The organism is Paenibacillus sp. FSL L8-0333 (genome assembly GCF_037965665.1).
GTDB lineage: Bacteria > Bacillota > Bacilli > Paenibacillales > Paenibacillaceae > Paenibacillus_AQ > Paenibacillus_AQ odorifer.
Genome location: NZ_CP150186.1, coordinates 5,303,873 through 5,325,252, shown reverse-complemented (window position 1 = coordinate 5,325,252; position 21,380 = coordinate 5,303,873). Strand labels below are relative to the sequence as shown.

The following is a 21,380-nucleotide window of genomic DNA, read 5'->3' as shown; positions in this document are numbered from 1 at the left end:
TGCGCGTCAGTAAGATTGCATAGAGAGGGGGAACCTTCGTGGTGGAGCAGGGACTCATCAGAGCCGCTCAAGCGGGCGATCGCGACGCTCTAATCACCCTATTGCGAGAAATTGAAGGACATGTATATAAAACGGCCTTCTACATTTTGCATAATGAACAAGATGCGTTAGATGCATCTCAGGAAGCCTTGATCCGGGTTTATACAAAAATCGGCTCATATGAGGAGAAGGCCCAGTTCAAAACGTGGGTTCAGCGAATCGTCACTAACATTTGCATTGATAAATTCAGAAGAACTAAACCTACAGTTTCTATTGATGAACATGAAATGGTGTTTCAGGATAAACACAATGTGGAACGTGAGGTTCTATCCTCTTATTTAGCTGAGGATATACGTGAAGCAATTGATCAATTGCCCGAGCATCATCGGACAGTCATCGTCCTGCGCTATTTACAGGATTTTTCTTACAACGAGATTGCAGATTGTCTGGATTTGCCCTTGAATACAGTGAAATCATACTTATTTCGGGCTAGACAGCAACTGCAGAATAGACTTCAGGAGTACCAGAAAGGTGGTGTATCGGGATGAAATGCGCGGAGGTGATGGAATGGATGCACCGCTATTTAGACAAAGATTTGAGTCAAGATGAGATTATTGAAATGTTCCGTCATATCGATAATTGTCCTTCCTGCGCGGAAGTCTTTGAGCGCCTGACACTTCTCTCCAATGAATTGGAGCAGTTGCCAGACGTGAAACCCCCGTTTAGTCTGGTTGACTCTATTTTACCTCAGCTTGCAGAATTGGATCGAAGCAGTCGTGAACAAAGTGCTGTGAGATCTGAGGAGCCGGTTGTTGTCCCATTTTCACGTGAAAGCTCCCGCGGTAAACCTGCCAAGGGAACCTCTATAGCAACACGGACAGGCATTGGAGCTATTGCAGCTGCCGTTCTATTAGGGATCGCAATATTTAATATGCCCGATAAAATGCCTGGGGCAGAAGTGGAACAAAGGATGCAGGATAGCGCTAAAACAGCCAGCGATGATACTAAGGATACAGCAATGGAATCGCAAGCTTCTATTACTGCTAACTCTGATGGAGCTTCACCTGCCGCTGGTGGAGAGAACGAGGGCGCTGCGCAGTTTAAGATGGATGCACCGGAGATGAACGAAGATAACGCCGCTTTAGATAGAGCGACGGGACCAGTGGACCCTGCCTCGATGCCAAGTGCACCGGCGGATGCAGCTGATGCGGGAGCGGGAGCTGGAGGGCGGTCGATCACTGAACCGCCTCAAAGCGTAGATCCTAAGCCGACAGAGAAGATTGCTCCGCCAAGGCAGGATGTCGCCACGAAATCTCAAAATTCAGATTCTAGCAACGCCAGTAGCAATCAGCTAAAGGTGGATAATAAGGAGCAAACTGCTGATATGAATTCAGACAGCGCAGCCGATTCTGCTCCACCGATGGAGGATTCTTTAAAGTTTCCATATGACTACGGACGGGAAGTTATGAGCTTAAGCAGTTCTGAAGATCCTAATGTGCAGACCTGGACTTCTCCTGATGGTCAGTATGCTATAGAATTTGTTGGGTTGCAGCTTGTAATTTATAAGAAGTCGCCAGGGGGCTCAGCGGAAGAACGGTTAGCCGTAAACTCTTATCCGCTAGAAGGAAATTGGATTTCTGGTGAATGGTCCGCGGACAGCTCGAAGTTTACGTACGTGACAGAAAAAGATGGTGTGAATGTGACCAAGGTGTACACTGTACAGGAAGCAGCTACTGCTTCTTCAAGTCCGGCTGCATCCCCTGGAGCGACCCCAACGAACACTCCAACCTCATCTTCAACAAATTAAAGTGGGGTTGGAACTTTTTTCGAAGTTTCTGAATATACTATATCAACAGGACAGGAACTAGAAAGTATAGGTTTTGCAGAACATCGGTATGACCGCCGGATGTGGAGTTTCTAGAGCTTCGCACTCCGTCGTTTATATAGATGCGCCGCTTAAACGGAGAGGCTTTGGCCATGGCTGCCAGAGTTTCTCCGTTTTTGCATGCATTTTTGTAGTTTTTTTTGCTACAATAGAACTCTGGACAAAATGGGCTAGATGAATGGAAAAGGAAGTGGCGGGATGGATGCCAAAACGGCGATAAAAGAAATCAAACAAGGGAAGATCTCACCGTTGTATGTTTTATATGGCAGTGAGAAATTTCGAATGAATGAATTCACGGCACTGCTGGAAGAACAGCTGATTGCTAAAGAGGATCGTGATTTCGCAGTTATTCCCTTTGATCTCTCTGAGACGCCGGTGCAGGCTGTGGTAGAAGAAGCGGAGACTGTGCCATTTATGGTAGAACGTAAACTATTGCTGGTGCGGGATGCCTCGTTATTTACAGCGGGCAAAGAAAATGCCAAACTGGAGCATCGTATAGATCTTTTAAGTGACTATTTGCAGCATCCTGTAGACTTCAGTGTGATCGTCTTTATGGTGAATAATGATAAGCTGGATGAGCGTAAAAAAATTGTGAAGACTGTCAAATCAGTGGGCACAGTATTAGCCTTTAATCCGCTGGGAGCAGAAGAGCTGCTGCGCTGGGTGGAAAAAGGAATTCGTGAGCGTGGTTGTGTAATGGCACCTGGCACTGCAGAAATTCTTATAACGAATGCAGGCACCGGCTTGCAAGGTTTATCTGCAGAGATGGACAAGCTTTGTTTATTCGCTGGTAAGGGCGGCACTGTGGATGCGGGGGCCGTAGAGAGTCTGGTACATCGTGGAACAGAACAAAATGTGTTTACGCTTGTTGAGGATATCGCTAATCTGCGTCTTGATAAGGCGCTTGATACATTATATGAGCTGCTGAAGCAGCGTGAGGAACCGATCAAGATCGCAGCGCTGGTTGCGCGGCAGTTCCGCATTATTTTGCAGGTTAAGGATTTATCAGCACATAGTTATTCGCAGGGACAGATTGCGTCACAGATCGGATTGCATCCTTATGCGGTTAAGCTTGCTGGGGAGCAGGCCCATAAGTTCTCCAGTGAACGATTGCGGCAAATCTTAAGTGCATTGGCGGATCTGGATTATAAAATGAAAACAGGGGCTATAGACAAAGTGCTAGGGCTGGAGCTGTTCATGCTGCGTTTAGGTGTCTGAGCTAAGAAGGGAAAGAGTATTGGAGATGATCTGACTATGAAAAGAATATTTCAATATTCGGCACTGCTTTTACTCGTTCTACTAATTAGTTCCTGTGGCAAAACGGATACTAATTCACCGTCAGGATCTGCCTCTGATTCGCCTGCGAATACGAATACCTCTGCAGATGCACCTTCTTATTTTGGGGAATGGAGTGTACAAAGTATAGTAGGTTCTACACCTGTCTCGGCAGCGGAGGATGAAAAGCTTATTGGAATGCGAGTAACTTATTCGATAGAAAAAGCATCTTTTGATAAAGATGAAATTATGAGCCCTGAATATAAGGAAGAGAACATCACTAAGGATGACTATTTTAACGAATACAGAAATGAATTAAGTGACCTTGGGATCGAAACGGAATCGGTTAAGACGGTATCTATAAATAATTGGACGAATCCCGGCAGCAGTTTTATTGTTAAAGACGATCAAACGATGATTTTCTTATGGGATGGTAACTATTATGAAATGAAAAAAGAGAAAAAATAAATGAAAGAAGACCGCCTCTCTAAGGTGGTCTTCTTTCATTTAACACACATCTCTTAAAAGTAACTAACACTACTTATTATTAATTAATAGACACAAAAAAACCTAACCGTATGAAGCATAGCGGTCAGGTTCTTCAATTGCTCATTATGAATGTCGTCTTAGGCTTGAGCCGTAAGAGCGTTCAATTTCTTCGCCAAGCGGGATTTTTTGCGGGCAGCCGCATTTTTATGAACCAGACCTTTACTTACGGCCTTGTCCAGCTTTTTGGAAGCAGCTAGGAAAGCAGCTTGAGCAGTTTCTACTTCCGTACCAGTCAGAGCTACATCAGCAGTTTTCACAGCTGTACGAAGCGCGGATTTTTGGGAAGCATTCAGTGCACGGCGTTTTTCGTTCGTGTTTACGCGTTTAACCGCGGATTTAATATTTGGCATTGCATTCACCTCCTGTAAGACATTCGAAATCATTATCAAATGATTCACAACTTAAAATAGTTTAGCATGACCGGTAGCAAAAAGCAATACTTAAAGCTTTCAAATTAAACCTCCGTATCCTGCATAAACATTGGCTTTCTCTCGCACACTATCGACAAAAGAGCATAGGCAGAAGCTTGCCAAATGAGGATGAACTCATGGAAGTGTATGCTTACAAAACTAAGCAGCTGCTTTCGAAGTGAGTTTTGTTCGAAGTAATTCATGGAAGTGTATGCTTACAAAACTTTTAGGAGGCTGGTACACAATGGAACCGGATCTGCAGCTATATTCTGTGCGCACCGATTTGGCGTTAGAGGCAAAGGAAATGGCTCAAGGCCCACAACGAACGCCAATCCCTGGTGTGAACGAAGAAGTGGAAGAGTCTGATGGGATTAAAGTGACCCGTCTTGGTGTAGCTAATGCTGCCGGATCACAGGCAATAGGACGCGCAATTGGCAACTATGTAACCCTTGAGGTACCCGCTCTGCGTGGCGGAGATACAGGCTTGCAGCAAAAGGTGGCAGAAGTTTTTGCCCGCGAATTTGAGGACTTTTTGATCAGAATTGGGATTGGCAAGGATGCATCTGTGTTGATTGTTGGTCTTGGTAACTGGAATGTTACACCGGATTCACTGGGTCCTTTAGTGGTGGAGAACTCACTCATTACACGGCAGTTCTATGAGTTGGTTCCGGATCAGATCTCCCCTGGTTATCGTAAGGTGAGCGCTATTGCTCCTGGAGTGCTTGGGCTGACTGGAATTGAGTCGAGTGAGGTCGTGCAGGGAATCGTGGATCGCACGAAACCTGAGCTTATTATCGCCATAGATGCGTTGGCATCCCGGTCACTGGAGCGTATCAATACGACGATTCAAATTGCGGACATTGGGATCCATCCCGGTTCGGGGATTGGCAACAAGCGACGTGGATTAACCCAAGAAATTCTGGGTGTTCCTTGTATCGCAATCGGAGTGCCCACTGTCTGCTATGCATCAACTATTGTAAATAATGTGCTGGAGATGATGAAAAATCACTTCGGGCAAGGAGCAAACCATACTAAGGAAATCATGGGGATGCTGGACGATATCTCTGAGCAGGAACGCTTGTCATTAGTGAAGGAAGTGCTTGAACCCTTGGGGCACGATTTGATCGTCACTCCCAAGGAAATCGATGAATTTATTGAAGGGATCGCGAATATCGTGGCCAGTGGTCTGAATGCGGCTTTACATGATGCGGTTGATCCTGAGAATGTTGGCGCTTATACCCACTAACTGAATTATGGTTTGTTAAGCCCGGCGGGATGCTGAATTAAGGTATCCTGTACGGGCTTTATGTCTATTCTCTCATTTTCGGTTCTAGTATTGCTCTTGCACTCATAGATTTGGAGTATAAGAGATTACAGAGGGCTGGAGGAGGAAATAACTACAATGAATAAAAAATGGTTTCAGCTTTGGAACATCGGCCGTTTAAGGGGAAAAATGCTGGATGTTTTATCGCTGGGGAGAACGATGCTGCTGTTGGCCGGAGGTTCACTAGTATTTTTTATGCTGCTTGGAGCTGGTGGATTGGCCGGACAGAAGCTTAGCTCTTCACCCATTCCTTCAATGAAGGGGCTTGCCGCCTCCCTGTCTAGTGGTTTTTTCATGGAGCTGCTGGGGATGGAGGTGCCGCATTTACCGCAGGGTAAAGAGCCATCCGCTTTTTCAGGTGAAAAGGTAACTTCTTTCGTATTTCAGTTGCTGACCAGCGTGAATCCAGGTGACCCTAAGAGTCTAGTCTCTCGTGAAGTGCCGGGGATGGCGGCGGATGATCCATTTCTTTTGCGGAAAGGTTCAGGTGGATCTACAGGAGCACCAGTGGATTATCATCCTGGGACTGATGAGCTGGCTGAGGGTAGTGGAGATGCGGAAACTTCTGTTCCGGACGAAGGGGACAAGCAAGAAGATGTTACAACACAGCAGCCTGAAGCGACGGTTGCACCATCTCCTGATCCATCAGCGGCGGAGGAAGGGACGGATAAGAGTAATCCGCAAAGCGGCACAGACAGCACTAAGGATACCTCGATCAAACGGATTCTAATCTATCATTCACATCCTAGAGAAGCCTACAATCCTCTGTTAGGGGCAGCAAATGAAAATCCCAGCTCCGGAGTTTCAACTAAAAATGTAATGCTGGTAGGATCATATATTACGAAAAGACTGGAACAGCTCGGGATTGGTACGGTTCATGCCAAAGAAGATTTTCCGACCAAAGTCACCGACTATAACTGGAACTTTTCCTATAAATATTCCCGGATCTTGGTTAAATCAGCACTCAGCGCAAATGAGGAAATGGATAGTTTTATCGACATTCACCGTGATTCGCAGCGTCATAGCAAAACAACAGCTGTTATTGACGGGAAAAGCTATGCACAGGTCTATTTTATCATTGGACATGCAAATAAAGACTGGAAGAAGAACGAAGAGTTTGCCAATAAGATTCATCAACAGCTTGAAAAGAATTACCCGGGAATATCTCGTGGGATATGGGGAAAAGCTGCGGGTAAAGGCAACAACGGAGAGTACAATCAGACCCTGTCTCCCAATAGTGTTTTGATTGAAGTGGGCGGAATTGATAACTCGGCTGAGGAATTAAAGCGGACGGCTGATATTTTGGCAGATGCTATCGCTGATGTGTACTGGAGCAGTCATGACGCTCAGAAGGTGAACGCACCTGAAAAAGTGGCGAATCCCACTACAACACCAAAGAAATCAAACGGAGCTTCGTAAAATAAATTACCAAGGATCAAAAAGGAGTGGTGTACATGTCGCGTTTCGGAAAAAAACTGGTTATGGTTGGGATTTGGGCAGGGATTGGCATCCTCTTAGGGATGCAGTTCGGCGGAAGCGGTGGGTCAACAGTCTCTAAGATTCTACCCGGCTGGAATGCCAGCCCGACTACGCAGACCAGTCAAGTAACAGGCATGCAGCCACAGCCACAACTGCAAAAGAATGGTGTGACACAGGGTGGGCAGACTTATGTATATGTGCCAATGGTAATCGATCCTGTCACAGGTGCATATACGGCTGTTTCTCCTTTGCCTCAAAATAGCAATACAACGCCAGCCGCAGATCCTCCTCAGCAAGTTGTGGATGATTATAGTACGAAATCTCCGGAGCAAATTCTAATTCCTGAGGAGCAAAAGCCTACAGTCGATGTTCTGGCAGATAAGACGGCAGGTCTCTTGCAGCAGGCTTCCCAGAAGGGAATCCGCTGGGTAGTTTCATTGTTCGCTTCGGCAGAAAATTAACAGCAAATTTAGAAGAAACGGTTATTTCACGGGATCGTGTATAGCTGTTTCTTTTGTTTTGGGCCAGCGCGGGATTGATGGAGTAAGCTTGTACTGTTATAATAAGTGGATTAATATCAGGCTGTCTGTGGGGGTAAGGAATGACTGACGTTCAGAAAAGACAACAACAAATTCGCAATTTCTCGATTATTGCACATATAGACCATGGTAAATCGACACTAGCTGACCGCATTTTGGAATACACGGGGGCACTAACCACGCGTGAAATGCAGGAACAGGTACTCGATCAGATGGATCTGGAGCGCGAACGTGGTATCACAATAAAGCTGCAAGCCGTGCGTTTAACCTATCGTGCAGACGATGGTGTAGAGTATTATCTCAACTTGATTGATACACCGGGGCACGTCGATTTCACCTATGAAGTTTCCCGCAGTCTTGCAGCATGTGAAGGCGCACTGCTGGTCGTGGATGCGGCTCAAGGAATTGAAGCACAGACGCTGGCCAATGTGTATTTAGCACTGGATAACAACTTGGAAATCCTACCTGTGCTCAACAAAATTGATTTGCCAAACGCTGACCCTGACCGGGTAAAGCAGGAGATTGAGGATGTTATCGGGCTGGATACCAGTGAAGCGGTTATGGCATCTGCCAAAGCCGGTATCGGAATCAAGGAAATTCTGGAGCAGGTGGTGAAGCAGGTTCCTGCGCCATCCGGTAATTCAGAAGAGCCGCTTAAAGCATTGATCTTTGACTCTCACTACGATCCTTACAAAGGCGTTATCGTCTATGTGCGCGTAATGGACGGGAAGATCCGTGCGGGTTCGAAGATTAAGATGATGGCAACTGAGAAGACCTTCGAGGTCATTGAAGTTGGCGCATTTATGCCGCGTATGACCATTGTCGATGAATTGAACATCGGTGATGTTGGCTTTATCGTAGCTGGGATCAAGCATGTTGGAGATACCCGTGTCGGTGATACTGTCACTGACGCAAAGAATCCTACTGCTGAGCCGCTTCCGGGTTACCGTAAGATCAACCCGATGGTATATTGCGGGTTGTATCCGATTGAGACCTCCGATTATAACGATCTTCGTGAGGCCTTGGAGAAGCTCCAGCTAAATGATGCTTCGCTAAGCTTTGAGCCGGAAAGCTCAAGCGCGCTTGGATTTGGTTTCCGTTGCGGTTTCCTTGGACTCTTGCATATGGAGATCATTCAAGAGCGGATTGAGCGCGAGTTCAATCTGCCACTAATCACAACAGCGCCGAGTGTTATTTACCGAATTATGCTGACCAATGGCGAAATGATCCAAATCGACAACCCGTCACATTATCCGGAGATCGGTACGATTGACTACATTGAAGAGCCGTATGTTAAAGCAGCGATCATTGTGCCTAACGACTTCGTGGGTACTGTAATGGAGCTGTGCCAGAACAAACGCGGCGAGTTCGTAAATATGGAATATCTAGATACTAATCGTGTAACGATTACGTACGAGATTCCGCTGTCTGAGATCGTTTATGATTTCTTTGATCAGTTGAAATCCGGTACGAAAGGATATGCTTCTTACGACTATGAAATTTGTGGATACCGTCGTTCGAATCTGGTCAAGATGGATATCTTGCTTAACAATGAGCAGGTCGATGCCTTGTCCTTTATCGTTCACCGCGATCGTGCCTACAACCGCGGACGTATCATTTGTGAGAAATTACGTGGGATTATCCCTCGTCAAATGTTCGAAGTGCCGATTCAAGCCTCTGTGGGTACGAAGGTAGTTGCGCGTGAAACCGTTAAGGCGATGCGCAAAAACGTACTTGCTAAATGTTACGGCGGTGATATTTCCCGTAAACGGAAGCTGCTTGAGAAGCAAAAAGAAGGTAAGAAACGCATGAAGCAAGTGGGTAGTGTAGAAGTACCACAAGAAGCGTTTATGGCAGTACTGAAGATCGACGAGTAAAAAATAGGTAGAGCCGGGAGAATATCCCGGCTCTATTTTTTTGAGCAGGAGCAGATTACAATAGGGGGAAGGATTGTAAGCACATACAAAGTGAGGGGATTCCTCGTGAAGCGATTATATTTGAAACTTACGCCAAGTACCTTTAAGAATCGGATTTTGTTAGCTTTCTTGCTGTTGGTACTAACACCCATTGCCATACTCGTTCTATATAACTTTAAAGAGACAGAACGAATGCTGCAGGATAATGCGGAAACGAAGAACATAGAGCAGCTTATTGGTATTAAGAATGGTTTTGTTGATCTCATGAGTCTCGTGATGAAAACAGGGTCATTACTCGAACAAGATACGACGATTTTATCGATAATGAAGAATCCCGAGCAATCTGATGAAATCACGAGAAAAAAACTCGTTGAAAACAAGTTTGGAGCGATTGAAAATACATTCTTCATGAGTGGAGCGACGGTGTATTATACTTTAATCGACCTTCATGGAAACGCATACACTTCCTTTATGCCAAAGGAAACTTTGAGCTACGACGAAATCCAATCGGAGGATTGGGTTCAAGCATTGAAGCGAGAAGGAACGAATCGATATATATGGAATCCGAATGACAAGAATAATGTGGTCCGGGAAAGTACAACAAGTAAGAAAATGCTTAGTCTCTATGAGGTTATGCGTGATAATGATTTGAATATTTATGCCTATGCAAGATTAAGTATCGATTATGAGGAGTGGTTTACTAGATCAACGTTAGGGAGTAAACAGGAAGGGGCTTTATTTCTACTCGATGCCTTGGGGGGAGTGATGCTTAATCCCCTTAAGGATGAGGCTTTTTCGTCTGATATTGCGCAGAGTATTGTGAAGAGTGCCAACCAGCGGCAGACGGGGCGTGCTGCATCCATTGTCAACCCGAAGGAGGAAAGCTTATACACCTACAGCTACATCGAGGAGTTAAATGGCTATGTTGTTAAAAAGGTGCAGCTAGCACAGCTTTTTCTTGAAGTAGACAAGCAGAAACGACGGTTTTTTGGTGGATTTGGAATCATTCTGCTGCTATTTGTTCTATTAACTTATTTCATATCATCGACGATTACAGTACCGCTTAAGAAGCTACAGAAGAAGATGGAAATGACCGCTAAGACGAATCTCAAAATGAAATTACCCGAGCAAGGGCGGGGAGAGATTCTTGCCCTGACTCAGAGTTTCAATATAATGATTCATGATTTAAATGAGCTGTTGCAGCGTCTTCAGCTTGAAGAAAAACAGAAGCAATTCGTTCGGTTTCAGGTATTACTTTCGCAGATGAACCCGCATTTTCTACTAAATACATTGAATACGATAAAGAGCATTGCCTTAGATAAAGATGATGATGAAATTTATGGAATTTGTGTTGCACTAGGAAAAATATTGGAGACAACCTTAAATACTGAAGTGGATTTGATCCTGTTAAAGGATGAAATCGTACTAATAGAATCTTACATGGAGATACAGCGGCAACGTTTTGGACATGGGATTGAAATTCAATATGATATCAACGAGGAGCTGCAATACGCGTTAATCCCTAAATTTTGTCTGCAGCCCTTAATTGAAAATAGCTTGATTCACGGCTTCGGTCAGTCAGTAAAACAAGGGAGAATTGATATCTCCGCTAAGGTGACTGGACAACAGCTGTACCTGCAGGTTAGAGATAACGGCATGGGGATAGAAAGAGCACAGCTGAATAAGGCTACACGGAAACGTAAAGGAATCGGTGTTCAGAATATTAGGGAGAGCTTAGAGCTGTTGTTCAAGAATCAACGGACAGGTATGGACATTGTATCTTCGGATACAGGAACTGAAGTGATCATCCATTTTCCATTCCTTATTTCAAAACCTTACGATGGAGGTAAGCTCACATGTGGAGAACGTTAATTGTGGATGATGAACAACCTGCGGTTAAAAGTATACGGAAGCTATTCTTAAAGGCTGGAATCCCGTTTGAAATTATAGGTGAGGCGGAGAATGGAGAAGTAGGCTTGCAAATGATTCGTGAGCTTCAGCCTGATGTGGTAGTGACGGATATCAATATGCCGGTGATGGATGGGGTGAAGCTTCTTCAAATTGCGCGAGAGGAAGGCTTCGAATGCCGGTTTGTAATGTTGACCGCATTGAGTGAATTTGAATACGCCCGCCAGGCGCTCGTATTTGGGGCTTCGGATTACATTTTGAAGTTATCTTTAGATCTCCAAGGTTTGAAGCAGACCATGGGTAAGGTTCAGGCCGAGCTGGAGCGAATGGTGAAGATGAAGAAAGCCGATAAATGGTTTCCGGAGAAGCAACAAACGGGACCGACAGATCATGTGGAGATGAACAAAATTATAGCTTATATTGAAGAACATTATGCTGAGGACATCTCGCTCAAATCCATGTCAGAGTTGATCCGGATGGATGCCAGCTATATAAGTGACTTATTCAAGAAAAAGACAGGGAAAACGTTGACCAATTATATTCAAGAACGCCGTATTCAGGCTGGGAAAATGCTGCTTGCAGAAACGAAGCTAACGATTAGCGAGATTGGGCAGCAGGTAGGCTTTGAGAACGATAATTATTTTATAAAAATCTTCAAAAAGTGGTGTGGTGTCACGCCAAATGAATTCCGTAAAGAACCAAAAAACGTTCTATAAGTTCCCAAATGTAGTTCATCCCCCAAAATCCGCTCTGATGATAAAGTTATAGATGTAGAGCACAACACATAATCCTTCCAAGGGGGAAGCTATCTATGAAGAAAAAGTGGTATCCTGCAGTGCTTTCTGTCTTATTAGCAGGTACGATGCTGGCTGGTTGTGGGAGTGGTGGAAGTAATGAGGCGCAGGGCAGTGCAAATGGAGAAACAGCAAAGGAGAAAATAAAGCTTACGATGTGGGGGGCAGTTCCTGCCGAAGCCGGGCCTCAAGCTGTAATTGATAACTGGAATAAAGATCATCCAGACATTCAGGTCGAGTATATCCGTAATGTAAATGACGATGCAGGCAACTTAAAGCTAGACACTGCATTGATGACCAATCAAAACATAGACCTTTTCATGAACTACGATCTTGCTCATTTACAGAAACGTATGGATGCAGGCGTTGCCTTGGATCTAAGCACGAAAACAGACTATGACATCGACAGCCAGATCGGCGAGGACGCAGCAATGTGGAAAATCAATGATAAGTACTATGGGATTCCTACAAAGAAAAACATGGCGTTTGTATGGTTGAACAAAGATATGCTGGATGCAGCAGGATTACCGATTCCTGCGGTGGACTGGACTTGGTCAGATCTTGAGGAGTATGCGAAGAAGCTAACGAAGCCTGGTGTGTACGGATTACTGCAGGCAGATTCCTCCTTCTCAACAACGATGGACGGTACGCTGGCTGGAATGGGTGTGAAACAGGCGGATGGTACCTCAAACTTTGGGAATGATCTCTGGAAACAGCACCTGGAAATATTGCATAACATGATGTTCGTGGACAAATCCACACCGGAATATGGGGAGCAGCTGACCAGTAAAATGCCGGTTGATACCATGTTCCTGCAAGGCAAAGCGGCAATGCTGGCAGCCGGTGAATTTATTTTTAGAAATGCGAACAACTTGAAGGACTATCCGCATGATTTCAAAACTGCGTTCGCCGCTATTCCAAAAGTGAATAAGGATCAAAAGGATTATAAATATTCGGGCGGTGTGGGTGACATGCTTGCTCTTAATGCAAAGTCCAAAAACCTGGATGCAGCTTGGGAGTTCGCAAAATGGTATGCGGATGGCGGTATGCTGCCAATGGCAAGCGGGGGTCGTATTCCAGCCTCTAAGAGTGTAGACAGTAAGGAAGCGATGAGCCTTCTCTTGAATGGTGTAGAAGACAAATATGATACAGATTCAATGAATAATATTGTATTCGGCAAATTCCCATCCTTCCAGCTAAATGTACCTCAACAAGCCATTGATGCACGTAAAGAAGAGTATGAAAAATACTTCTTAAATAAGCAAGATATTGATACCACGATGAAAAATATGCAAACCCGTTCGCAAGAGTTAATGAAATAAAGAAATAGCTAGCACAAAAGAGAAGGAGGAAGAATTCTTCGTTCTTCTCTTTCGTGTACCCATTTTTCAGCATACGAAAGGCGGCGATACCGTGAAGCGGAGAAGCTGGATGGACAGACAAGGCTGGATCGGCATGACTTTTATTCTCCCGAATATGATTGGTATTCTCTTATTCTTTGTGATTCCTGCAATCTTTTCCTTTGTCCTGATGTTTACGAATTATCAATTTTCAAATCCGAATTGGCAATTTACCGGGCTGGATAATCTCAAACGGTTGTTCCATGACGATAATTTCTATGCCTCGATCAAATATACGGTGATATTCCTGATATCGGTTCCAGTATCGATGGTGCTCGCTTTTATTGTGGCGCTATTTCTAAACCGCAGTGTGTATCTTAAAGGCGTATTACGTGGAATGTTTTTCTTACCGTATATCTCTAGTGGAGTAGCCGTTGCATTTGTCTGGATGCTGCTATTTCAGCCTTCACAGGGACCCATCAATGAACTGCTTCGCTGGATTGGCATAACATCGCCGCCAGGATGGTTTGCAGATACGGAAACCGCAATGTATGCCATTGATATCGTACAGATCTGGCTGATGCTTGGCTACAATATGATCATATATTTAGCAGCACTACAGGAAATTTCGACAGAACAACTAGAAGCTGCCCGGATCGATGGTGCAAGCACATTCAAAACAACATGGAAAATTGTATGGCCTCTTGTTAGTCCAACAACTTTTTTATTAATGATTACCGGATTAATTATGACGATGAAATCGTTCTCGATTATTCAAGCCATTACGGCTGGAGGACCTAGCGGAAGTACGACGGTCTTATCACTATTCGTTTATAAAACAGCATTCAGTTATTACGATATGGGATACGCTTCAGTTATTTCATGGTTCTTGTTCGCCGTCATTCTCGTTATTACAGTCATTCAGTGGATCGGCCAAAAGCGCTGGGTTCATTACTAAATGAATCCACAAAGTGGAGCTTTGCGGGAGGCCCCGAAACCATAAATTAAAGGAGCAGGCGGTATGAATGAAAAAGCAGGAAACATGAAGGTGAAGCTGCCAGTAACGATCATCATGTTTGTTCTAGGACTATTTATGATTGTGCCTTTTCTATGGATGCTCAGCACGTCTTTTCAGACACCTGCCGAGGTGTTTAACGAATGGCTGCCTTCATCTCTCAACTGGAGCAATCATATTCGGGTGTGGACAGGAAGTTATGATTTTGTTCCGTATTATTTAAATTCACTTAAGATATCGATTATTGGAACTGCGGGAGCTGTGTTTCTATCTGCCCTTGCCGCTTACGGATTTTCACGTACTTCGTTTAAAGGGCGGGATGGCCTATTTGTCATATATCTATCCATGATGATGGTTCCACCACAGGTACTTTTTGTTCCTAAGTTTATCATGTTTAACTGGGTTGGGATTTACAATACGCACTTGGCCCTAATCCTTCCAGCCATGTTCTCGATCTTCGGTGTATTTATGCTTCGGCAGTTCTTCATGGGCATTCCTAAGGAAATCACGGAATCTGCTTTTCTGGATGGAGCCGGGCATTACAGAATATTTTTCCGCTTAATTCTGCCATTAGCGAAGCCGGCAATCGCTACGTTTGCTATTCTTGATTTCTCCTGGCAATGGAATGATTATGAGAATGCGCTTGTATTTTTGCAGAGCCCTAAGCTATATACCATTCCGCTTGGATTGCAGAATTTTATTCTTGAGAACAATGTGGATTACAACGGGATGATGGCCGCTTCGTCGGCTGCGATCATTCCAATGATTGTTATCTTCTTCATAGGTCAGAAATATATTATTCAAGGGATTTCTAGCTCGGCTGTGAAAGGCTAACTATAGGAGGGATACTGACATGAGAACAGAAACGGTTAAATCCGATGTGACAGTGGTCGGGGGTGGACTTGCAGGGATGAACGCGGCGATTGCTGCAGCACGTCTTGGGTTAAAGGTAGCACTGGTACAGAATCGTCCTGTACTTGGTGGTAACTCGAGTTCAGAAGTTCGGGTTTGGGTATGTGGTGCAACAGGACATGGTGTAAATCGCTATGCACGTGAGACAGGCATTATGGGTGAGCTGTTCATCGAGAATCAATACCGGAACCCGGAAGGGAATCCATATCTATGGGATCTAACCTTGCTCGAAGCGGTGAAGGCAGAATCGAATATCAGCTTGTTCCTAAATACCGATGTACGTGAAGTGGAAGCGGAAGGTGAGGCAGAGGAGCGTACGATTCAGAGTGTGACCGGCTGGATGATGGGATCTGAGCGTTTAATCACGTTCGAGAGCGATGCTTTCATCGATTGTACGGGTGATGGTTTAGTTGGCTTCCTAGCAGGAGCGGATTTCCGATTAGGACGTGAAGCCCGTCATGAATTTAATGAGGAATGGGCACCAGAAGTGCCTGATAATATTACATTAGGCAGTACATTATTATTTTATACACAGGATACTGGAAAACCGGTACGTTATGTTGCACCCTCATTCGCTAAGGATATTACAACAACTTCTATCCCGATCCGCCGGGTCATTCGGAGTGGGGATTCAGGCTGTCACTACTGGTGGATTGAGTGGGGCGGCGAGCTTGATACGGTGGATGAGAATGAACGCATACGTGATGAGTTATCCTCAGTTATTTATGGGATTTGGGATTATATCAAAAACTCGGGCCATTTTGATGCCGAGAATATGACGCTTGAGTGGGTTGGCTCGATTCCGGGTAAACGTGAATACAGACGGTTTGTTGGCGATACGATTCTAACGCAAAATGATATTCTCGCGCAGCGTGAATTTGCAGACCGTATTGGATTTGGTGGCTGGTCAATTGATCTACATCCACCACAGGGGATGTACGCACAAGAGAGTGGCTCCAAGCATCTGCATGCGGACGGGATCTACCATATTCCATTTGGTTCGCTATATTCGAAGAATGTACGGAATCTATTCTTCGCGGGTCGTAATATCAGTGCATCTCATGTGGCTTTTGGAACAACACGCGTTATGGCAACCTGTGCAATCATGGGTGAAGCAGCTGGAACAGGTGCCGCTTTATCCGTCATCAAAGGTGTGACCCCTCGTGAAATTCGCGAGCAGTATATGCATGAATTGCAACAGGTGATGTTAAAGCAAGATGCTTCGATTATTGGATTACGTAACGAAGATCCACTGGACCTCGCCAGAAAAAGCGAGATTCATGCATCCAGCACGATGAATGGTATCCTGCTGGATCGCCCAGCCGAAGCTTATGAGCTTTCTCATGATGTAGGGATTTTGTTTCCGGTTGAAGGAAGTATCCGTGGGTTAAGGCTGCTTGTGTCAGCAAGTATTCAGACGCAGCTGACCGTGGAGATCTGGACGACTGGACGCGCGGAAAATTACGTGCCGGCGGAGTGCAAACAGGTTGATGTTATAACAGTACAGGCTGGAGAGCAGCAATGGATTGAAGTTCCGATACAAGAGGAGAAATGTAGTCCAATCGGCGAATGTAATATCTTCGCTATTATTCGAGCTAATGAACACCTTCAATTGCATATTTCAGAAACCCCAATCACTGGTGTCATTACATTTGAGCGAGGTGCTAAATCCGTTGTTGATTCATCGCTGGAGGATCATCAGCCAGATCAGCCGGTGATAGAGTGGAGCATGAAACAACTTGTACGCAGGCATTTCTGCTTTGCAGTAGAAACATCGGCATATGCTGCATCTAAAGTCATTGATGGATATGTTCGACCTTTCGCGGGACCGCATAGCTGGGTTTCTGAGCCGATGACCGCGGGTAGATCGGAGTGGGTAGAGGCGCGTCTCCCGGATGCTTCTCCAGTCTCCGAAATTCATTTCACCTTTAATGATGATGTCAATGAAGATCTCATCAACTTACATCACCATGAAACGCCATTTCTAGTGATTCCTGAACTGGTAAAGAACTATGATGTAGAGCTGCTCATTGATGGCGCGTGGCAAGTCATGCTCCGTGTCAAAGACAACCATCGCCGGAAGAATGTTCATCGATTAGAGAAGCCTGTCCTTACAGATGCTGTCCGGATCGTTATTCATGAAACTAACGGTGGAGTACATGCCGAACTTGTGGAAATGCGGATTTATCAAGAAGCAACGGCTTTGCCGACTTTATAGGGACGGTATCCGTTTCTGCGGGAAATACAAAATATATAGGATAACGTAAAACTTATACTTTCTTGTATTCTAAAATAGAGTTCATTTATAATTGAACGCCCTCGAAGGGAAGCCGTCAGGCTTCCCTTTTCTTGTTTTTTAGATTACACTATTCAAACGATATTTTTATATAAAGGAGACAGCTAATGACAACGAAGACTAATGGCCGTCCCCCTGAGGCTGTATACATTCATATCCCTTTTTGTACCAATAAGTGCTTTTATTGTGATTTTAATTCCTATGTACTCAAGGATCAGCCAGTTATGGATTATCTCGAAGCTTTGGATCGAGAGATGGAGCAGACCGTCAAGAACACCCCTCCGGGTGTTATCAAAACGATCTTCGTCGGCGGAGGCACACCCACTGTTTTAAAACCTGATGAAATGGCTTATTTCTTAAAGTCTGTTCGTACGCATTTCCCAAACTGGGATAAAGATATTGAGTTCTCTATGGAAGCTAACCCTGGAACAACGGATCTGGACAAGCTGACGGTTATGAAAGAAGGCGGCGTGAACCGGGTGAGCTTTGGCGTTCAAGCATTTCAGAACGAGCTGCTCACAGGCATCGGCCGGATTCATAATGTAGATGATGTATACCGGAGCCTAGAGAATGCACGTGCAGTTGGACTAAATAATCTTTCAGTTGACCTGATGTTTGGGCTGCCTAATCAAACTGTTGAGATGTTGGGCGAAAGTATCCGCAAGGCGTTGGAGCTGGATCTACCCCACTATTCTATTTACAGCTTGAAGGTGGAGGAGAATACTCTTTTTCACACGCTGTTTAATAAGAACAAACTTCCTCTTCCTAATGAAGAAGATGAATTGCAAATGTACCTCCTGTTGATGTCCTCTATGAAGGAAGCTGGTTACAATCAATACGAGATCAGTAACTTCGCGAAACCGGGAATGGAGAGCCGCCATAATATCACCTACTGGCGTAATGAAGATTATTATGGTCTAGGAGCAGGAGCACATGGATATGTGGGGCGTCAGCGGCATATTAATGTTAAGGGCGTAAATCCATATGTAGAAGCAACACGTAAAGGGCTGCCACGACTGGATGCATACCCAATCTCAGAAGCAGAAGCGATGGAAGACTTTATGATGGTCGGATTGCGTATGCATGAGGGCGTCTCTAATGAAGCTTTTCAGGCGCAATTCGGGCGTTCAATAGAGGAAGTATTCGAGAAATCCTTGCATAAAATGCTGCATGCAGGGCTGTTGGAACAAGAAGCAGGGGGTTACCGACTCAGCAAGCAAGGAATCTTGTTTGGGAACGATGTTTTTGCTGAATTTGTAGGCGCCCTGACAGAAGTTTAATTTTAAAATACCCCTTGAATTGTAATTCACTCTGTTGTATATTTATTCATATTATCAACAGAGGGGTGAACCAAAGTGCTTGCCAAGACGGAAATGATTCGCCATTCGTCTCCAGCGGGAGACGCACAGGTAATTTGTAGAAATGCTGTGGTAGAAGACGTTGAGCCATTGTATCTAATGATAGAAGAGTATGCACAGCGCGGCATCATGTTGCCCCGTTCCCGGCAGGCGCTGACACGCCAGATCGATCAATTCGTAGTTGCTGAAATCGAAGGCAGATTCGTAGGCTGTGGTTCACTTTTCAAGCTCGGGAATGATCTCGTAGAGATTCGTTCGATTGGCTTGAATGATGAAGGTAAGGGTAAAGGCGTAGGCTCCATGATATTGGCGAAGCTGGTCGAGGAAGCTAGGAACCAGAAAATCCCAAAGGTAATGGCACTAACCTATGCTGTTGATTTTTTTCTTAGAAATGGATTTGAAGTCGTCCAGAAAGAGATTTTCCCCGAAAAAGTATGGACAGATTGCGTGAATTGTAAAAAGCAGCATGCCTGCGATGAAATAGCAGTGCTTAAGATACTGAACTGACTTGACAACGTCAATGTCAGTTTGGTATTTTTGTATTAGTGGTTAGCACTCATCTGAGTCGAGTGCTAACGAATCGGAGCCACAGCCGATAGGAGGGAATAACATGTTAACTGATCGCCAGAGAATGATACTAAATGCAATTGTGGATGATTATATTTCATCGGCAGAGCCAGTAGGATCTCGCAGCATTTCTAAACGGGGAGATGTAGGATACAGTCCGGCTACGATTCGAAATGAAATGGCTGACCTGGAGGATTTAGGTTATCTCGAGCAGCCTCATACATCGGCGGGAAGAATTCCTTCCCATAAAGGATACCGATATTATGTGGATCATTTGGTACCGTGGAATTCCGCCGAAACGGCAGAAATGGGCACGATCCGCGCTTTTTTTGCCGAGAAGCTAAATGCAATGGAGCAGGTAATCCAACATGCGGCGATGATTCTTTCCAATATGACGAATTATACTTCCATCCTGCTGGGACCGGAGGTTTTTCATACTTCATTGCGTCATTTTCAGTTGTTACCACTAGATGATACAACCGCTGTGGCCATTATCGTCACAAGTACGGGGCAAGTTGAGAATCGTACGGTGAACATTCCGCCGGAGATTTCTGTTTCCGAGATGGAGAAAGTGGTTAACCTACTGAATAGTAAACTGGTCAATGTACCACTCTATAAGCTGAAGACTCGGCTCTATTCCGAGCTTGGCGAAGAAATGCAGCGTCACATCTCACATTATGAAGAATTAATGCAGGTGCTGGACACCGCGCTGGAAAGCGATCAAGAGCAGCGCATCTATCTCAGCGGAGCAACGAATATGCTGACACAGCCTGAGTTCAAAGACGTAGACAAGGTGAAGAGTATTCTTGATCTGCTGGAAGAGACACCGACACTGCTCAAAATGCTGGCCCCTACAGTGGGTGGCACAGGTATTCAAGTACGAATAGGAACAGAAAACAATCACGAAGCGTTCGCTAACTGTAGTCTGATCACCGCCACTTATTCACTTGATGGGCAGGCACTAGGAAGCATTGGAATCCTTGGGCCGACCCGTATGGAATATGCAAGAGTGATGGGGATCTTGGGCATTTTATCCCGAGATTTGACAGCGATGCTGGCGCACTGGTATAAGTGAACAGAGTCAACATGATTTCGTGAATGATTTTAAGGAGGTGAAGACAACTTGAAAAAGGAACAAGTTCAAGATTCTAATGAATTCAAAGAGGAATTGATCAATGAGGAGCCTGTGGCTGAAGTAGTCTCAGATGCCGACTCATTTACAGCTGAAAACGTTAGTGAAGGTGCTTCAGATACAGGTGCTGAGGTGAAACGCCTACAGGATCTTGCTGATGAATATCAAGGTCGTGCACTGCGTGCACAAGCTGATTTTGATAACTTCCGTCGTCGTACCCAGAAGGAAAAAGAAGAGTTGGCTCAATATGCTACCTCCAAGCTCCTGACGGAATTGCTTTCCGTGCTGGACAATTTCGAGCGTGCGTTAGTCACTACTCCAGCTAATCCTGAATCCGAAGCTTTCGCGAAGGGCGTTAATATGATTTTCCGTCAGCTGGATGGAGTATTGAAGGCTGAGGGGCTTACAGCTATGGAAACAGTAGGACAGCCTTTTAATCCTGAATACCATCAGGCTATTATGCAGGTTGAGAGCGAGGAGTACGAAGAGGGTATCGTTACAGAAGAGGTTCAAAAAGGATATCTTCTGAAAGATAGAGTTCTTCGTCCGGCCATGGTCAAAGTCAGCATGTAGTCTGTCTATATAGGACGGGCAGTTTCTGCTCGCCATAAAGCAGCAGTGCTTTTGCCTACTATTTATCCG

General features: G+C 44.9%; 19 protein-coding genes. 18 read left to right on the top strand and 1 reads right to left on the bottom strand.

The window, feature by feature from the left end:
- Positions 1–38: 38 nt before the first annotated feature.
- The 4 genes from NYE72_RS23810 (at position 39) to NYE72_RS23795 (ending at position 3,667) form a co-directional block, all read left to right on the top strand.
- Entirely contained in the window at positions 39–587 is a 549-nt protein-coding gene (locus NYE72_RS23810) for a sigma-70 family RNA polymerase sigma factor (RefSeq protein WP_036677530.1), read from the top strand.
- Entirely contained in the window at positions 584–1,846 is a 1,263-nt protein-coding gene (locus NYE72_RS23805; RefSeq protein WP_076099001.1) for a zf-HC2 domain-containing protein, read from the top strand. The genes NYE72_RS23810 and NYE72_RS23805 overlap by 4 nt, the downstream gene beginning before the upstream one ends.
- Before the next feature lie 276 nt (positions 1,847–2,122).
- On the top strand, positions 2,123–3,142 hold the full coding sequence (gene holA / locus NYE72_RS23800) for a DNA polymerase III subunit delta (RefSeq protein WP_036677525.1): 1,020 nt from the start codon (positions 2,123–2,125) through the stop codon (positions 3,140–3,142).
- Between the two features lie 36 nt (positions 3,143–3,178).
- Complete coding sequence (locus NYE72_RS23795; protein ID WP_038572946.1) at positions 3,179–3,667, top strand: hypothetical protein; 489 nt, start codon at positions 3,179–3,181, stop codon at positions 3,665–3,667.
- Between the two features lie 158 nt (positions 3,668–3,825).
- On the opposite strand, the gene rpsT is transcribed toward NYE72_RS23795, so the two are convergent.
- Positions 3,826–4,098 (bottom strand): 30S ribosomal protein S20, encoded by a 273-nt coding sequence (rpsT, locus tag NYE72_RS23790; RefSeq protein WP_036677521.1) that lies wholly within the window; start codon positions 4,096–4,098, stop codon positions 3,826–3,828.
- A gap of 304 nt (positions 4,099–4,402) precedes the next feature.
- On the opposite strand from rpsT, the gene gpr reads away from it, so the two are divergent.
- The 14 genes from gpr to grpE all read left to right on the top strand — a co-directional run bounded on the left by gpr (position 4,403) and on the right by grpE (position 21,311).
- Positions 4,403–5,404 (top strand): GPR endopeptidase, encoded by a 1,002-nt coding sequence (gene gpr / locus NYE72_RS23785; RefSeq protein WP_036677518.1) that lies wholly within the window; start codon positions 4,403–4,405, stop codon positions 5,402–5,404.
- A 156-nt stretch (positions 5,405–5,560) separates the two neighbouring features.
- The gene (locus NYE72_RS23780; RefSeq protein ID WP_036677516.1) at positions 5,561–6,901 is read left to right on the top strand and encodes a stage II sporulation protein P; all 1,341 of its coding nucleotides are present in this window, start codon (positions 5,561–5,563) and stop codon (positions 6,899–6,901) included.
- A 35-nt stretch (positions 6,902–6,936) separates the two neighbouring features.
- Positions 6,937–7,422: a hypothetical protein gene (locus NYE72_RS23775; protein ID WP_036677514.1), complete on the top strand. Its 486-nt coding sequence runs from the start codon at positions 6,937–6,939 to the stop codon at positions 7,420–7,422.
- A 140-nt stretch (positions 7,423–7,562) separates the two neighbouring features.
- Positions 7,563–9,377, top strand: a complete 1,815-nt coding sequence (gene lepA, locus NYE72_RS23770) for a translation elongation factor 4 (RefSeq protein ID WP_036677511.1) — start codon at positions 7,563–7,565, stop codon at positions 9,375–9,377.
- A 105-nt stretch (positions 9,378–9,482) separates the two neighbouring features.
- A complete protein-coding gene (locus NYE72_RS23765) occupies positions 9,483–11,288 on the top strand; it encodes a histidine kinase (RefSeq protein WP_235219398.1) in 1,806 nt (601 codons plus the stop codon).
- Positions 11,273–12,040 carry a response regulator gene (locus NYE72_RS23760; RefSeq protein WP_036677509.1) on the top strand — a complete coding sequence of 256 codons (768 nt, stop codon included), beginning with the start codon at positions 11,273–11,275 and terminating at the stop codon, positions 12,038–12,040. The genes NYE72_RS23765 and NYE72_RS23760 overlap by 16 nt, the downstream gene beginning before the upstream one ends.
- A gap of 95 nt (positions 12,041–12,135) precedes the next feature.
- On the top strand, positions 12,136–13,440 hold the full coding sequence (locus tag NYE72_RS23755) for an extracellular solute-binding protein (protein WP_038572941.1): 1,305 nt from the start codon (positions 12,136–12,138) through the stop codon (positions 13,438–13,440).
- A 91-nt stretch (positions 13,441–13,531) separates the two neighbouring features.
- Positions 13,532–14,416: a sugar ABC transporter permease gene (locus NYE72_RS23750; protein ID WP_232061438.1), complete on the top strand. Its 885-nt coding sequence runs from the start codon at positions 13,532–13,534 to the stop codon at positions 14,414–14,416.
- Positions 14,417–14,479: 63 nt separating this feature from the next.
- Positions 14,480–15,307 carry a carbohydrate ABC transporter permease gene (locus tag NYE72_RS23745; protein WP_036677500.1) on the top strand — a complete coding sequence of 276 codons (828 nt, stop codon included), beginning with the start codon at positions 14,480–14,482 and terminating at the stop codon, positions 15,305–15,307.
- 19 nt (positions 15,308–15,326) lie between these two features.
- Entirely contained in the window at positions 15,327–17,603 is a 2,277-nt protein-coding gene (locus NYE72_RS23740; RefSeq protein ID WP_076099002.1) for an FAD-dependent oxidoreductase, read from the top strand.
- A gap of 185 nt (positions 17,604–17,788) precedes the next feature.
- A complete protein-coding gene (gene hemW / locus NYE72_RS23735) occupies positions 17,789–18,961 on the top strand; it encodes a radical SAM family heme chaperone HemW (protein WP_036677494.1) in 1,173 nt (390 codons plus the stop codon).
- A 93-nt stretch (positions 18,962–19,054) separates the two neighbouring features.
- Complete coding sequence (locus NYE72_RS23730; RefSeq protein ID WP_051490987.1) at positions 19,055–19,546, top strand: N-acetyltransferase; 492 nt, start codon at positions 19,055–19,057, stop codon at positions 19,544–19,546.
- Positions 19,547–19,649: 103 nt separating this feature from the next.
- Positions 19,650–20,681, top strand: coding sequence for a heat-inducible transcriptional repressor HrcA (gene hrcA, locus NYE72_RS23725; protein WP_036677493.1), 1,032 nt, complete (start codon positions 19,650–19,652; stop codon positions 20,679–20,681).
- Positions 20,682–20,729: 48 nt separating this feature from the next.
- Positions 20,730–21,311 (top strand): nucleotide exchange factor GrpE, encoded by a 582-nt coding sequence (gene grpE / locus NYE72_RS23720; protein WP_036677491.1) that lies wholly within the window; start codon positions 20,730–20,732, stop codon positions 21,309–21,311.
- The last annotated feature ends 69 nt before the right edge of the window (positions 21,312–21,380 follow it).

Excerpts from the sequence above, each read along its gene's own strand:
- NYE72_RS23745 (WP_036677500.1), top strand. The coding sequence starts at position 14,480 with ATGAATGAAAAAGCAGGAAACATGAAGGTGAAGCTGCCAGTAACGATC.
- NYE72_RS23795 (WP_038572946.1), top strand. The coding sequence starts at position 3,179 with ATGAAAAGAATATTTCAATATTCGGCACTGCTTTTACTCGTTCTACTA.
- holA (WP_036677525.1), top strand. The coding sequence starts at position 2,123 with ATGGATGCCAAAACGGCGATAAAAGAAATCAAACAAGGGAAGATCTCA.
- hemW (WP_036677494.1), top strand. The coding sequence starts at position 17,789 with ATGACAACGAAGACTAATGGCCGTCCCCCTGAGGCTGTATACATTCAT.
- rpsT (WP_036677521.1), bottom strand. The coding sequence starts at position 4,098 with ATGCCAAATATTAAATCCGCGGTTAAACGCGTAAACACGAACGAAAAA.
- hrcA (WP_036677493.1), top strand. The coding sequence starts at position 19,650 with ATGTTAACTGATCGCCAGAGAATGATACTAAATGCAATTGTGGATGAT.
- NYE72_RS23755 (WP_038572941.1), top strand. The coding sequence starts at position 12,136 with ATGAAGAAAAAGTGGTATCCTGCAGTGCTTTCTGTCTTATTAGCAGGT.
- NYE72_RS23780 (WP_036677516.1), top strand. The coding sequence starts at position 5,561 with ATGAATAAAAAATGGTTTCAGCTTTGGAACATCGGCCGTTTAAGGGGA.
- NYE72_RS23805 (WP_076099001.1), top strand. The coding sequence starts at position 584 with ATGAAATGCGCGGAGGTGATGGAATGGATGCACCGCTATTTAGACAAA.
- gpr (WP_036677518.1), top strand. The coding sequence starts at position 4,403 with ATGGAACCGGATCTGCAGCTATATTCTGTGCGCACCGATTTGGCGTTA.
- NYE72_RS23775 (WP_036677514.1), top strand. The coding sequence starts at position 6,937 with ATGTCGCGTTTCGGAAAAAAACTGGTTATGGTTGGGATTTGGGCAGGG.
- lepA (WP_036677511.1), top strand. The coding sequence starts at position 7,563 with ATGACTGACGTTCAGAAAAGACAACAACAAATTCGCAATTTCTCGATT.
- NYE72_RS23760 (WP_036677509.1), top strand. The coding sequence starts at position 11,273 with ATGTGGAGAACGTTAATTGTGGATGATGAACAACCTGCGGTTAAAAGT.
- NYE72_RS23740 (WP_076099002.1), top strand. The coding sequence starts at position 15,327 with ATGAGAACAGAAACGGTTAAATCCGATGTGACAGTGGTCGGGGGTGGA.
- NYE72_RS23730 (WP_051490987.1), top strand. The coding sequence starts at position 19,055 with ATGATTCGCCATTCGTCTCCAGCGGGAGACGCACAGGTAATTTGTAGA.